This window comes from Halococcus hamelinensis 100A6, from assembly GCF_000336675.1.
In the GTDB taxonomy this organism is placed as follows: Archaea; Halobacteriota; Halobacteria; order Halobacteriales; family Halococcaceae; genus Halococcus; species Halococcus hamelinensis.
The window spans coordinates 13,324-26,244 of the sequence record NZ_AOMB01000033.1; the positions used below are offsets into that span (position 1 = coordinate 13,324).

The following is a 12,921-nucleotide window of genomic DNA, read 5'->3' on the forward strand; positions in this document are numbered from 1 at the left end:
GTCCGAGAGGAGGAGACGGTGTCCCCGAGTCGGGGTCAGCTGTTACTGATACCGACGTGGAGGGGTTCGTCCGTTTCGAGGTTCTCGATCACGATGACTACTTCGCCGTCCAAGGCGGTCGTGGAGACGTTGGGGATTCCGGCGCTCGCGACCCGTTCGCACGTTATCTCCAGTCTGCCGTTTTCGTCGGCTCTGGTTTCGTAATACTCCATCCGCGATATCTTCCCTGTAGCGTCATCACTCCGCTGCAGGCGAGAGCAGCCCTGGAACTCACGAGAGTCGAGCGGGCTAGGTCGACCATCACCAACCCTCGAGGTCACGACGAACCAGTGTCGCTTACTCACCGCAGCGAGGAGCGCGGCTAATGGAACTCGTCCTTCTCGTGATTCTCGTGGCGGTCTCGTTCGCCGGCGGTGCTGTGGTCACCTCCGTCGGTCCCGGCGGGATATTCGTCGTCGCGGCACTGTACGGGTTTACGGCGCTTCCGGCGGCGGTCGTCGCCGGTACCTCGAGCGTGACCTTCATTGGCGGATCGGTTCTCGGAGCGGCGGGATACGTCTACTCCGACGACATGGATTGGGGAATGGCGCTCCTCATCGGAATCGGCGGTGCCGTTGGGACACAACTCGGGGTCCTCCTCAACGGTGCCGTGTCCCGGCGATCGTTCGGCGTCCTCCTCGGCGTCCTGTTGGGGACGGTCGGCGCGACGATCCTCCTCCGCGAGCGAGGCGACCTCGACCGACTTCCGACGGAAGCACTCGACGTCGCACCGACCAGCGGTGCCGGAGTCGTGGTCTTCGGGACGATCGGTCTCCTGGTTGGAGCGGCCGGCGGACTGTTCGGCATCGGTGGCGCGGCACTCGTCCCGCCGGCCTTGGTAGTGGTCGGCGTCTCGATGATCACCGCGCTGGCGGTCACCCAGGTCGCAGTCGTGTTCATCGCGTCGGCGTCGGCGGTCTCTTACACCCTTCAGGGGTCGGTCGCCGTGCCACTGGTGTTCGCCATCGCCGCCGGCTATCTCCTCGGCGCGCTCGGTGGGTGGCGAGTCGCGAAACGTGTCGACCCGGATCGACTCACCACCGCCTTGGGCGTGCTCTTGATCGGATCGATGCCGGTTCTCGTATATCGATCCCTCCTCCTCTGAGACGCTCCGTCGACCGTTTTCGCTCCCGGGCGAAACGTCTCAACAGCCTGAGCCCGGAGATGGAGGTACCGAAACCGTAGCGAGCACCTCGCTGATAGCTGTCACGACCGCAACGGCGGGTTCGATCTCGCCTCGAGGTTCCCCGAACCAGGGTGGCCATATGCCGCTCAAACTTCCGTCCTTTCGAGTCCGGCGAACGCCCAGCGCAGGATCGGGACCGCAACCACGGTCGTGAGGATAGCCACGAGCACGACGACACCGTACATCGCTTCCGTGAGGACTCCTAACGACAGACCGACGCTAGCGACGACTAGCTCGAGCGCTCCACGCGCGTTGAGGCCCGCTCCCATCCCGATCACCTCTCGACCCCTTCGACCGACGAGTGACGCCCCTGCTGCGGTTCCGACGAACTTCCCACCTACTGCGACGGCAACCGTGACAACTGCAAGGGCTGCGACTAGCGGGTCGGCGAGCGTCGTCAAGTCGGCTTCGAGCCCGGCAGTCGCGAAGAAGACCGGTGCCAGCACTGCGAGAGTCAGGCCCTCGAAGTTCTGCTGTACTTCCCGTGCCAACAGGTCCGTCCGACGAACGAGTATTCCCACGACGAACGCGCCGAGAAACGCCTCGATCCCGAGCTCTTCCGCTAGCGCTGCGATACCGAGTGCGAGAAGGATAAGCGTCGAAAGCTGGCCGATAGGGGGGCCTCGCTGCGTGTGTCGATAGACCGTATCGACGACGCGCTGACCGACCGTAAACATGACAACGAAGAATCCAACGAGGACCCCGACAGTAACGGTCGTGGCGAAAGGATCCACCGAGCCACGTCGAGCGATCCCTGCAACCACCGACAGGAGTATCCACCCGATCACATCGTTGATGAGGGCTGCGGCAAGCAAGATCTGTGTCGGATCGTGGTGAACAACGTCGAGGTCGATGAGGACACGCGCGATAACGGGCACCGCCGATATTGAGAGGGCCGTCGCAAGAAAGAGCGCGAAGAGGAGCCGCTGTCCGGGGTCGACGAGGTAGGCAGCAGGAATCACCCATCCAAGTGCAAAACCTGAGATGAACGGAACCAGAATACTCCCCGCGGCAACGGCTATCGCCACCGACGCTCGCTGCCGGATCAGGTCAAGGTCCGTCTCCAGACCAGCGAGAACGAGCAGGAACAAGAGGCCAAGTTGGCCGACAGCATCGAGCGCGGGCGCTCCGCCAACACCGTCCGGAAAAAGCGTGGCGAAGACGCTTGGGGCTGCCCATCTGAGCAACGACGGTCCGAGGAGGATCCCCGTGAGTAATTCCCCGACGACCGGCGCGAAGCCAAGCCGCTTCGCGATCTCCCCTAAGAGCCGAGCAGTCAGCAGGATCACGAAGAGCTGAAGCGTGAACCGTGTGAGCGTCGGGGCCTCGATGGCGAGCAGCATCTATCTAGTAGAACCCGTAGCCGTGGCCGTCTGTTAAGTGGTCGTGGTCTCCAGCGGTCCGTAGGTCCCCACTTCCCTCGCTACCGTTCAGTGACCGATGTGCGGTCTCGAAACGCCCATCACTTCTGCCCCATGTCGCGTAACGGTTCACGCGGTGTGCACGGGACAGAGGGTGCTAGTCGATCACTCGATCTCTACCTGACCGCTTTCACTACCCTCCCTCGCTCTCGTTTTCGTCCCATTCGAGTTCGAACTCGATACTCAACTTAGCGAAGGACGAGCACCCTCCGCACTACAGTCGGGACCGAGACGCTCACGAACCACGTGGATCGAACGTGTTCCATTCCGTTTAGTACCTCGGACACGTATCGTCACCCGAGACATGTCGGACGACCTCTCCCCCGACGACTTCGACCGAATCCGTGACCAGGCGCTCGAGGCGATCGACCAGGAGGAGGTCGTCTCGATGTATGTGGGACTGATCCCGGAGGACGGAACGAACGAGTATTATTTCGGGAACACGGTCGAGGACGCGGAACTCAGGGAAATGGCCGGCAAGCAGCTCGGGATGATGGCCCGCGTACTCGCGGACCAATCGGAGTGGTCCGTCGAGGAAGTCGCACAACATGCCGTTGAGCAGGCCGAATCGATGCGCCTTCAGCCCTGACGGGTACCGACGCTGTGGTCTCAGAAAACGGCTGCGTCCCCGACGACTCGGGCTACAGCTCTGTCCCATCCGCCCGTTCGACCACCACAAGACCCGTCCGCTGGCATCCGACGGTGATGGTGTGACGCGGTCGCTTTCGCGAGGCCTCGCCAGTACTTTTATGCGAAACAGTAGCGAAATCGACGATCGATGGCGGGTCAACACCGAGCGGTGCGAGAACGTCCGGTACTCGGCTTCGTTCTGCTGAGCATCGTCCTCTCGTGGGCGATGTGGGGGGTACAGCTCCTCTGGCCACGGAACCTGGTCGCCTCGTTCGCACCCCTTCCGTCCGCCGGGCCGGTCGTCGCCGCAGTGGTCGTCGTCCACCTCTCGGGCTTCGATCTGCGCGCATGGACGGACCACCTGAGCGGGCGGGACGTCGAGCCGTACTGGTACGGCGTCGGCCTCGCCCTGCCGCTGGTCTGCGTGGTCGCCACCACGATCGCCGCGGCACTGTTCTTCAACGGGTCGTGGGCCGTTCCGTTCTCCACTCCCCGAACGGCTGCCGGCTACGCCGTCTCGCTGTTGTTCAACGTGGTACTCGCACTCGGCGTGGAGGCGGGATTCCGCGGCTTCGCCCTGCCTCGCCTCCAACACCGCTACAACGCACTCGTCGCCAGCACCCTCGTCGCCGTCGCGTGGGCGGTCTGGAGCCTCCCCTTGTTCGTGTTTCCCGGTACGTACCTCGCCGGGTTCTCGCTCCCGGTCTATATTCTGTTGCTGTTGGTCGTCTCGGTGTTCCTCACCTACGTCTACAACAGCACGGACGGGAGCATCCCGACCACCGCCCTGCTCAACGGCGGCCTCGTCACGATGCTCACGTACGGCGCGGTGGGCGTTTCGGGAATCGAGATACAGGTGACGACGCTGGCGGTGTGGGCGATCCCCGCACTCGTCGTCGCCAACCTCTACGGCCGTAAACGCCTCGCGGATGAGATATCGACACCACGATTTCTCGCCGAATCTTGACATCCTCCCTTCCCTCGTGTTCGGACGAATTGTATGAGGGACAGACGTCTGCCACTATCACGCCGGAAAACTCCTCAGTCTCGGTCGAGCGGCATCCGAAGACCGTAGAGGATGAACACCAGTCCGATGATTTCGCTCACCTTGCCTGCGATCCCGAAGGCGGCGTTCACCGTGACCCGGATGCCAGGGCCGAACTGCGAGAGTTCCCCGGCGAGGACGAAGCCCGCGAGGAGAACTACGGGCGTCCAGAAGGTGAAGAAGAATCCGGTGGCCACGAACAGCATCGGCAGGCTCCGATTCCGCCAGTAGCCACGGAACGCGATGTAGCCGACGGCGATGCCCAACACCGAGGCCGTGAGTGTGAGTGCGATCGATATCGGTTCACCGTTTTGCGTGCCGATCTGGACGAGGGGGTCTATCATCTCATGTCTCCGATGAACTGGGTGAATCGGTCGGCCATGCGGTCGCGGCGGGTGAGTCGTAGATTCAAGCCGTCCTCGGTGAGGTCGACTTCGATCCGGTCGAGCGTTGCCGTATAGACGTTGTAGTGATGGCCGTCCGCGTCGGGTTGGATTCGTTTGCTGACGAGGTCACGTTCTTCGAGGATTTCGAGTCGCCGATAGACCGTCGGTGGTGACACCCCACAGCGTTCGCTGAGTTCCTCGGCCGAGAGGGATTCCTCGACGGTCTCCGTGAGGATGGTTCGCGCACACTCGTCGGCGAGCAGCGAACCGATGGTGTCCACATCGGAGTCATCACCCACACCTATCACCCGTCATACGTGGATATGAAACCGTGAACACGGCTTCAATCGCTGAAGTCGATGGTTTCGGTTTATACTCTTCGCCCCCTTTCTATTGAATTGTCATGGTGGCAATCAACGAAACAACCATCGCGATGGCCTGTGCGGTCCTCGGCGTCGTGTTCTCGGTCGCCTGGTTGGCGCTCGGCCTCTACGGGATCAACTCCCTGCGGGACATCAGGGACAAACTCAACGAACGGGAATCAGCCGACGGGTAAACTCCAAATTCCACTCTCCTATCAGCAACCACTGGGCTACTGACAAGGGAGACCGTCAAACACCATCGATTGTTCATCTGGTTGGTGGCTTCGTGCGCCATTCACTCCCCCGCCAAAGCCCAAGGCATAGGTTTCCGGCTCGAAAGAATCCAGCGTAATGGTTGATTCTGAGACCGCCGAGTCAAAGCTAACCGTCGTGTGCACGGACGGAACGACGATCGGGTGTACGAACTTCGAGGCGATCGAAAACGGGCTCCTCTTGACCGAGGACGAGGAGCGAAATCGAGTGTTCGGATTCGTCTCCGAAAACGAGGTGCGGTTCGTACTACCGACAACGACTGCACAACAACTCGTCAGTGGTACGAAATCCGAAGACAGATACAACGACCCGCTGACACGGATCTCCGGTATCGGTTCGACCTATGCGGACCGCCTCCGGTCGACGGGTTACACCTCCGTCAGTGGAGTAGCTACAGCAAAACCGGACGAGCTCGCTGAAGCAACTGAAACCAACGAGAATCGGGCTTCGGAATGGGTCGAACGTGCAAGGCAAATCGATACCGATGCCGAAGCTGAAGGTAGCACATAGCGGAGGGGCTGAAAGGGCCTTCGAAGACTCATCAGTGAAAAGACGGTCGATAGGGAGAGCTGTTCTCTATCTGAGGAGGATACTCAGCGGTCCGCCTGCGATCTCGAAATCGAATATGGTGGGGATATACAGCCATGATAGGGCCAGACAAGCCGCTTTTCATGGCTGTATAGGTTTGCCCTCAGCCATACGGCCTCATCGGGCGCTTTCTTGTAGTGTGTTCAACCCCCGTTGTGTTCGTGCTCCAAGGGAGGGGTTATCGGATACCGGGAGTTCTATCCTTGACGAACATAAAAGGCACGAAACGCTTTGATTCCTCAGAGTCCTGTGCCATCTAAGGACTATAAATGAAGAAATAGTCAACATTTGCGGCCAAAATTACAAGAGAGTGGGAGAGTCTCGATTACCACGCATGGATTTGTGAGTGATCGCAAAACTGTAGGTATATATAGAGGAGCGACATTTCTAAGCGCCTCTCGGTATAGCTTTTTCCCTGGTGTAAGTACGCGTTTGAACATTATCAAAACTCATTTATTAGCTGGCTCTCAAGGGTCGGTGTAGCGGATTTCGCTCCGCCCTTTCTTCGGTTGCCCATCGGCCGCCACCACACGGGAGGCGTCCTCCGATGGCACTGCTCTGAGATGCGCCGTGCCGGATGCCGCCCCCTCTATTAGCGGTTCATGGGCATAGACAGGGCTGGGTGTGCGCTCTCACACAAAGCCATGATAACCGAAAAAGACCTCCCCTGTTCGGAGTGCGGTGTCGAACTAAAAGAAGAAACCATACCCAGACCCAGGTCACGTACTTCGGATTCGACGCCTGAGTTCGTCACTGTCGCTACGTGCCCTGCTTGTGGTATCCAGTACTATCCGAGCGAGACGCTTTCAAAGCTGTCTGCCACCCCCCAGAGTCCAAATTCACGAAGTCGAGGTGAATACGAATGACCGATCCAGTCGGGGCTTCATCTGACCAGGATGTCGTCGTAGAGGGGTTCCCTAGCGAGCTTTCGCCAAACGCGACGATTCTCGTCACGGGGAATGTCGACCCAGCCCGATATGGAATCGGACTTCGATCTCTGTGTCGATATGGGTCAGTGGGTGACTCCGGTCTCGTTGTAACGACGACGGATAGTGCGGACCAAACCCGTCGGTCGTTCGAGAACGTGTGTGAAAAGTCCGAGGAGTTGCCACTGGGAATAGTAGATACAACGTCTCAACACCAGTATGTGAACCAGCTTTACGGTGTCCATCCGACGGTTCATATTCCGACCCCGGGCGATCTCGAGAAGCTTGTCGTCGCTCTCTCGGACCTCGGGAGAAACGGCTCCTTACCGAATGGTACTCATCATCTGGTGGTCCGTTCGGTAACCCCGATCCTGGAAGCCGCACCACCAGCGCACGTGTATGCAGTTCTGGATCGTCTTTCTCAGTATCGTACGAAGGGGGGATATTGCTTTCTCGGGGTGACCGCAGCAGAGCACGATGCGAAACTGATCGACGAACTGGTTGAGAGGGTAGACGGGGTACTTTCAGTTACAAAATCCCCGGAGAATCGGGTCAAGGTTGCATTACACACCAGAGATAGCTATCTGCACTCTTCTAAGCGAGGTGAGCGATAAAGATGGCCGATCTCGGTATGGATATCCCTAATAACTGGGATAAAATAGCGTCAGCCAACACCTCCGAGGTCATAGCTGCTGAGTATTCAGGGAGTCATGAAAAGGCATTGAGGTTCGTCGTTGCAGTTCATCGACGGGGAATAATGGGCGAACGATATCAGTTGCAACTGTCAACGATCGGTCCTGGACCGGACCGAACCCGACACGATTACTTGGTGGAGGAGTACGATTCACGGGTCGAATCGTTGCGTGATATGGAGGAATTCCTTGTACATGTCGGCTCGAAGCTCAATAGTAACGATCCCTCACGCGAATATCCTGATAGGGGAGACGTACAGGAGATAGTAGATGGATTCACCGACAGTAATCGCCTTCTAGATATGCTTGGAATCTCGAGTGCGACGTCGAAGTAAAGAACGGCCGAGAACACGACCGGACTTAGTTACATTTTCTCCATAGGGAGTACGACCACGTTGAGATCATCGACGTGATCGATGCTGAGTTCGAGATGAGCAGTCAGGTGGCTGAGTGGGTAGATCAGCGTGCTTTGATTATTTCTGCGATCTCCTTTAGAGTTTCATACTCGTCCCGAGAGTAGGCGATGACACGAATATCAGTAAGAGTGGCTGACTCAGCATTCGAGAGTGCCTCACAAACCGTGTGAGCACCTTCTTCGAAGGGGTAGCCAGCAGCTCCCGTCCCTAACACCGGCACGACAATGGAGTCACATTCGAGCTCCTCAGCTTTCGCTATCGTATTTTCTACTGCAGTGCGAATGCTTTCGTCCGATGCTCGTCCATCACCGTAATGTGGCATTGCTGCTGCGTGAACGACGTACTCTGCGTCGAGGTCGTACGCGTCGGTGACTACTACGTCGCCGAGGTCGATCGGACCGTTCGAAACTGCGTCGTCGTTTATTGGACCATTCGCTCCCCGCCTCAACGCGCCAGCGACACCACTCCCCATCTCTAAGCTGGTTCCAGCAGCATTTACGAGAACGTCCGCGCTTTGTGTGGCGATATCTCCCTGAATCACCGTGAAATCCATACCCGCGGTTGGATTGACGACCACATCAATCATGCCACCTGTAGAGGTGGCGTGATCACATAAATCCGAAGGATATCGGATATTCACCCAACACAGTTTTGCTTTTTTGATTCTATAGTAGCAACAAACACTATCTCAAATTATATATGAGGATGCTGGAGATCGTATGTTTTAGGCGGGAGGAGGAATGCTGACCCGATATGGGATTTGGTAGTTACGACGAATCTGAACAGCAGAATCAGGCTGTAGATAGCGACGAAGAAAACGGGGAGGAAATCAACGTCCATGAGAACGATTACGAGGGAGAGATGAAAGTGGAATCCGACATGTCCACAGATGACCTTCTCGACCGTCTCAACGAGATGAAGAACGATTCCGAGGAGGATCGATAACTAGGCTCTGATTCGATCGTTAGCAGGATGGAGCCGTATAGTGTCTCAGAGCCGGTCTAGAATGGCCACAGTAATTATTCGGTGAGTACTGCAGCCACGTGACTAATATCTTGATCGAATCCCAATACTTGCGCTAAAGCTTTCGAGCTCTCCTTCAGTTGCGGCTACACCAGTTGGATGGTGTCCCCGTTCGAGGTCGCGTGGAGGTCACGGCCCAATCTGTACCCCTGACTCGAAGCAAGGTCGACGTAGCTGGCACGTGCACTCAGATTCTGGTGGGCGGGGACGATGTGCTGAGGTTGGAGCGTGTCCAGCATCGTATAGTGCCCTTCTTGTGAGAGGTGTCCGGATACGTGGACGTCGTCGTAGATGCGTGCCCCTTGCATCCCGAGCAACTGTTCGGACTGGTAGCGCTGCCCCACGTTGGTGGGTTCCGGGATGACTCGCGCACTGAAGATGACCTTGTCGCCCTCGTCGAGTTGATAGGGCGTTTCACCGCGACCCATTCGTGTGAGCATCGCGCGGGGTTCGCCCTGATGGCCCGTGACGATCGGCAGGAAGTTCTCCTTGCCCTCGTTCATGACCCGTTCGAACGTGTTGTTGATATCGTGGCGATAGCCGTACATCTTGAGGTCCTCGGGGAAATCGACGATCCCAAGACGTTGAGCCGTGCCCGAGTACTGTTCCATCGACCGGCCGAGGAGGATGGGCTCCCGGCCGATCTCCTTCGCATACTCGACGAGACTCGTTACTCGTGCGATTTGGCTGGAGAAGGTGGTGGCGACGATGCCACCCTTGTAGTCCTCCATGCTGTAGAGCACGTCCCGAACCTCCTTTCGCGCGACCTGTTCGCTCGGGGTTCGGCCCTTGCGGCCGGCGTTGGTGCAGTCCTCGATGTAACAGAGCACGCCCTCGCCCTCGCGGCCGATCTCGCGGAACCGCTTCATGTCGATCGGGTCGCCGATCACGGGCGTGTGGTCGAGACGTTTGTCGAGTCCGTAGACGATCGCGCCTTCGGGGGTGTGGAGCACGGGGTTGATCGCGTCGATGATCGAGTGGGTGACGTTGACGAACTCGAGTTCGAGCCCGTTGCCGATCTCCATCGAGTCGCCCGCGTCCATCGCGACGAGGTCGTTTTGAAGATCGAATTTGTCCTCGTCCTCGATCTCCTCTCGGACGAGTTCGAGGGTGAACGGGGATGCAACGATCGGAGCATCGTATCGATGGCCGAGCTTCGTGATAGCGCCGATGTGGTCGAGGTGACCATGTGTCGGCACGATGGCTTTGACCTCGCCGTCGAGGTCGGCCATAACGCGGTCGTCGGGGATCGCGCCCATATCGATCAGGTCGAGCGAGTGCATGCCCTCCGTCTGCACGTTGTCGTGAATCAGTACCTTCGAGAGGTTGAGCCCCATGTCGAAGACGACGATGTCGTCCCCGGCACGGACGGCCGTCATCTGGCGTCCAACCTCTTCGTAGCCGCCGATGGTTGCGATTTCGATTTCCATAGTCGGAGTCCGATCAGAGCGATCCCAGAACTCTATACAGAGAACGTCTGGTAAAGGAGAGTACGGCGTAGGACACGATGGCGAGCGATTCCCGCAAAATAGCGGTGATCGACCCGCGAGTCTAGCGCCCTTCTCGGGACAGCGCGTGTTTCGGTACGTAACGGTGTGTGGTTGAGACATAAATAGTCCGTGGAGTAGTTGGCAGCCGGATTCAGGATCCGTGTCGCCCACTTCAGGGAAGACGGTCGGGTATTCTGGAAGCATAGCTGTAGCTCCGAGATGGGTTAGTAGCCGTGGTCGGCGACCGGACACCCACTATAGACCTCTAGAAGAGAGGATGTGCTGGAACGATACGTCTGGTGAGCGTGACTCCCAGAACGAGTTCCAGAGGACCGTGAGAACACGATCGAGACCAAACGGTATACGGATGTCGTGTTCACGTTTGAGCGCGGATCGATTCCCGATCACGCTCGCTGCTCTCAGCAGGAACGAGCGAGGCCGTCTCCATAAGGCACTGCAGAACGGACGCCATCCCGATGGAGGGGCTCACGAAAGACTGGATTCAGCGCCATCAGATCCTCGTCTACGCTGTCGGCGTCCTGCTCGCGGTTTTTGCGAGTTCCGCTCAGGCCGGGTCGAGTTCCGTTCTCGAACGGCTCATCAATCCCGTTCTGGCAGTGCTCCTGTACGTGACGTTCCTCGAGGTTCCGTTCGTCGAACTTCGTCGCGCGTTCGCGAACGGTCGGTTTATGCTGACCGCGCTTGGGATGAACTTCCTCATCGTCCCGGTCATCGTCTTCGTTCTCACCCGGTTTCTCCCGCAGAACCCGGTCATCCTCGTCGGTGTGTTCATGGTTTTGCTAACCCCGTGTGTCGACTACGTCATCTCGTTCACGGAGCTCGCGAACGGCAATTCGGAGCAGGTCACGGCCGTGGCACCGGTGCTCTTACTCGCCCAGTTGCTGCTTCTTCCGGCGTATCTCTGGATGTTTATGGGGGAGCGGGTAGCGGAATTCATCCAGGCGGGGCCTTTTATCGAGGCGTTCGTCCTCATCATCGCGCTCCCACTGACGCTCGCATGGCTTACTGAAGCGGGGGCAGAACGCACCGGGATCGCGAGACGGTGGAGAGACACGATGGAGTGGTTGCCCGCTCCGATGATGGGCGCGACACTGTTCGTGGTTATTGGGTCCCAACTTCCGCGTGTCGAAAACTCGATAGGCCAGATCACCGCGGTCGTCCCCGTTTACATCGCGTTTCTCGTCGTCATGTCGCTGCTCGGATGGGTGACCGCCCGAATCGTAGAGATGGACGTGGGCGAAAGCCGTGCGCTCGTGTTCACGTCAGTTACCCGGAACTCACTGGTGATCCTACCACTTGCCCTCGCGCTACCGGCCGGATACGAACTCACTCCTGCGGTCGTCGTGACGCAAACACTCGTCGAGTTGGTCGGAATGGTCGTCCTTACCCGAGTCGTGCCCGCGTGGCTCGTTCCGGAATCGGAACCGGTAGCAGGCGATGGAGGGACGACATCATAGCTGGAAGCTGTCGCATGTTCTAGTCAGTATCGTCTCGTCTTCTTCGTCGTGATTCCCTCGAAACGGGGTCGGTCCGGGGTTGCCCAGCACCTCGTTTAGTGAGCCCCCGTGGCATAGCATCGCCTCCCCTTCTCTCCGAACTGCGCATCAACGGTCGGGATATCGGTACGGTTATGAGTAGCCCTACACCGTCCGGTGACTCTCGATCGATTCGTAAGGAAGCGGGCGCGACGGGATTTGAACCCGCGGCATCTTGGTCCGGAACCAAGTGCTCTGTCCACTGAGCTACGCGCCCTTATCGACTCATACGGGGTCGGCGGTTTAGGCGTTGTGAAAGCCGCGTGGCTCAGGGCGTTTCACGCGTTTCGAGCGTGAGGTCGGCCTTCGGGTAGCCGACACAGGTCAGGGTGTAGCCGTCGTCGAGCTCCTCGGCTTCGAGCATCTCCTGGTTGTCGTGGACCACGTAGTCCTCGGAGGGACCGTCGGCGACGTGACCGCCACACGAGAGACACTGTCCCTGTCGGCAGGCGTAGGGCATGTCCCAGCCCTGGTCCTCGCCGGCTTCGAGGAGGGTCTGGTTCTCGGGGACGTCGAGGGTCTCGCCCTCCTTCGCGTACTCGACCGAGAACACCTCGGCCTCGTCGTCCGAGATCTCGCCGGGGCTCGATGGGGCTTCGGTCGCCTCGCCCTCCGCGAGTTCGCCCTCGGCCTCGCCGCCGCCGACCGCGCCGGCCGGGGCTCCACCACCGCCGATCGAGCGGTTCATCGGTTCGGGGAAGTCGGTCTCGGGGACGCTCGCCGCCCGGCGTTCGAGCACCGACTGGGAGATGTCGTCGGGGATCGGCCGGTCGGTGCCCGAGGAGAAGTGCAAGACCACCATCACGCCGACCAACAGCAGTCCGATCGCGACACCGAGTACCTCGACCATGACCGCGCTACGAAAGCATGGTATAATTAGCTGTTGTT

16 protein-coding genes and 1 tRNA gene are annotated in these 12,921 nt (G+C 58.9%); 9 read left to right on the forward strand and 8 right to left on the reverse strand.

Annotated features, from left to right (window positions below):
* Positions 1-35 precede the first annotated feature (35 nt).
* Positions 36-212 carry a hypothetical protein gene (locus C447_RS17955; protein ID WP_153300726.1) on the reverse strand — a complete coding sequence of 59 codons (177 nt, stop codon included), beginning with the start codon at positions 210-212 and terminating at the stop codon, positions 36-38.
* 152 nt (positions 213-364) lie between these two features.
* Between C447_RS17955 and C447_RS11530 the strand changes: the two genes are divergently transcribed.
* Entirely contained in the window at positions 365-1,144 is a 780-nt protein-coding gene (locus C447_RS11530) for a sulfite exporter TauE/SafE family protein (RefSeq protein WP_007694050.1), read from the forward strand.
* 167 nt (positions 1,145-1,311) lie between these two features.
* On the opposite strand, the gene C447_RS11535 is transcribed toward C447_RS11530, so the two are convergent.
* Positions 1,312-2,568, reverse strand: coding sequence for a cation:proton antiporter (locus tag C447_RS11535; protein ID WP_007694052.1), 1,257 nt, complete (start codon positions 2,566-2,568; stop codon positions 1,312-1,314).
* A gap of 382 nt (positions 2,569-2,950) precedes the next feature.
* On the opposite strand from C447_RS11535, the gene C447_RS11540 reads away from it, so the two are divergent.
* Positions 2,951-3,235: a hypothetical protein gene (locus C447_RS11540; protein ID WP_007694054.1), complete on the forward strand. Its 285-nt coding sequence runs from the start codon at positions 2,951-2,953 to the stop codon at positions 3,233-3,235.
* Positions 3,236-3,424: 189 nt separating this feature from the next.
* Complete coding sequence (locus C447_RS11545) at positions 3,425-4,243, forward strand: CPBP family glutamic-type intramembrane protease (protein WP_007694056.1); 819 nt, start codon at positions 3,425-3,427, stop codon at positions 4,241-4,243.
* 74 nt (positions 4,244-4,317) lie between these two features.
* On the opposite strand, the gene C447_RS11550 is transcribed toward C447_RS11545, so the two are convergent.
* A complete protein-coding gene (locus C447_RS11550) occupies positions 4,318-4,665 on the reverse strand; it encodes a hypothetical protein (protein WP_007694057.1) in 348 nt (115 codons plus the stop codon).
* A complete protein-coding gene (locus C447_RS11555) occupies positions 4,662-5,006 on the reverse strand; it encodes an ArsR/SmtB family transcription factor (RefSeq protein ID WP_029602013.1) in 345 nt (114 codons plus the stop codon). The genes C447_RS11550 and C447_RS11555 overlap by 4 nt, the downstream gene beginning before the upstream one ends.
* Before the next feature lie 104 nt (positions 5,007-5,110).
* Between C447_RS11555 and C447_RS17960 the strand changes: the two genes are divergently transcribed.
* The 4 genes from C447_RS17960 (at position 5,111) to C447_RS17685 (ending at position 7,883) form a co-directional block, all read left to right on the forward strand.
* Entirely contained in the window at positions 5,111-5,263 is a 153-nt protein-coding gene (locus C447_RS17960; protein ID WP_153300727.1) for a hypothetical protein, read from the forward strand.
* Positions 5,264-5,420: 157 nt separating this feature from the next.
* A complete protein-coding gene (locus C447_RS11560) occupies positions 5,421-5,852 on the forward strand; it encodes a helix-hairpin-helix domain-containing protein (RefSeq protein ID WP_007694061.1) in 432 nt (143 codons plus the stop codon).
* A gap of 940 nt (positions 5,853-6,792) precedes the next feature.
* Entirely contained in the window at positions 6,793-7,470 is a 678-nt protein-coding gene (locus C447_RS17680; protein WP_152416152.1) for a DUF7504 family protein, read from the forward strand.
* A gap of 2 nt (positions 7,471-7,472) precedes the next feature.
* Entirely contained in the window at positions 7,473-7,883 is a 411-nt protein-coding gene (locus C447_RS17685; RefSeq protein WP_152416153.1) for a hypothetical protein, read from the forward strand.
* 124 nt (positions 7,884-8,007) lie between these two features.
* On the opposite strand, the gene C447_RS11565 is transcribed toward C447_RS17685, so the two are convergent.
* Complete coding sequence (locus C447_RS11565) at positions 8,008-8,517, reverse strand: macro domain-containing protein (RefSeq protein WP_007694063.1); 510 nt, start codon at positions 8,515-8,517, stop codon at positions 8,008-8,010.
* A 200-nt stretch (positions 8,518-8,717) separates the two neighbouring features.
* Between C447_RS11565 and C447_RS11570 the strand changes: the two genes are divergently transcribed.
* Positions 8,718-8,909, forward strand: a complete 192-nt coding sequence (locus C447_RS11570; protein WP_007694064.1) for a DUF5786 family protein — start codon at positions 8,718-8,720, stop codon at positions 8,907-8,909.
* Between the two features lie 164 nt (positions 8,910-9,073).
* Here the strand turns inward: C447_RS11570 and C447_RS11575 are convergent, their stop codons facing one another.
* Positions 9,074-10,417 (reverse strand): RNase J family beta-CASP ribonuclease, encoded by a 1,344-nt coding sequence (locus C447_RS11575; protein WP_007694068.1) that lies wholly within the window; start codon positions 10,415-10,417, stop codon positions 9,074-9,076.
* A gap of 536 nt (positions 10,418-10,953) precedes the next feature.
* Here C447_RS11575 and C447_RS11580 point away from each other — a divergent pair.
* Positions 10,954-11,955, forward strand: coding sequence for an arsenic resistance protein (locus C447_RS11580; RefSeq protein ID WP_007694070.1), 1,002 nt, complete (start codon positions 10,954-10,956; stop codon positions 11,953-11,955).
* Positions 11,956-12,177: 222 nt separating this feature from the next.
* Here the strand turns inward: C447_RS11580 and C447_RS11585 are convergent.
* Positions 12,178-12,250, reverse strand: a tRNA-Arg gene (locus tag C447_RS11585).
* Between the two features lie 51 nt (positions 12,251-12,301).
* On the reverse strand, positions 12,302-12,883 hold the full coding sequence (locus C447_RS11590) for a 2Fe-2S iron-sulfur cluster-binding protein (RefSeq protein WP_007694072.1): 582 nt from the start codon (positions 12,881-12,883) through the stop codon (positions 12,302-12,304).
* Positions 12,884-12,921 lie beyond the last annotated feature (38 nt).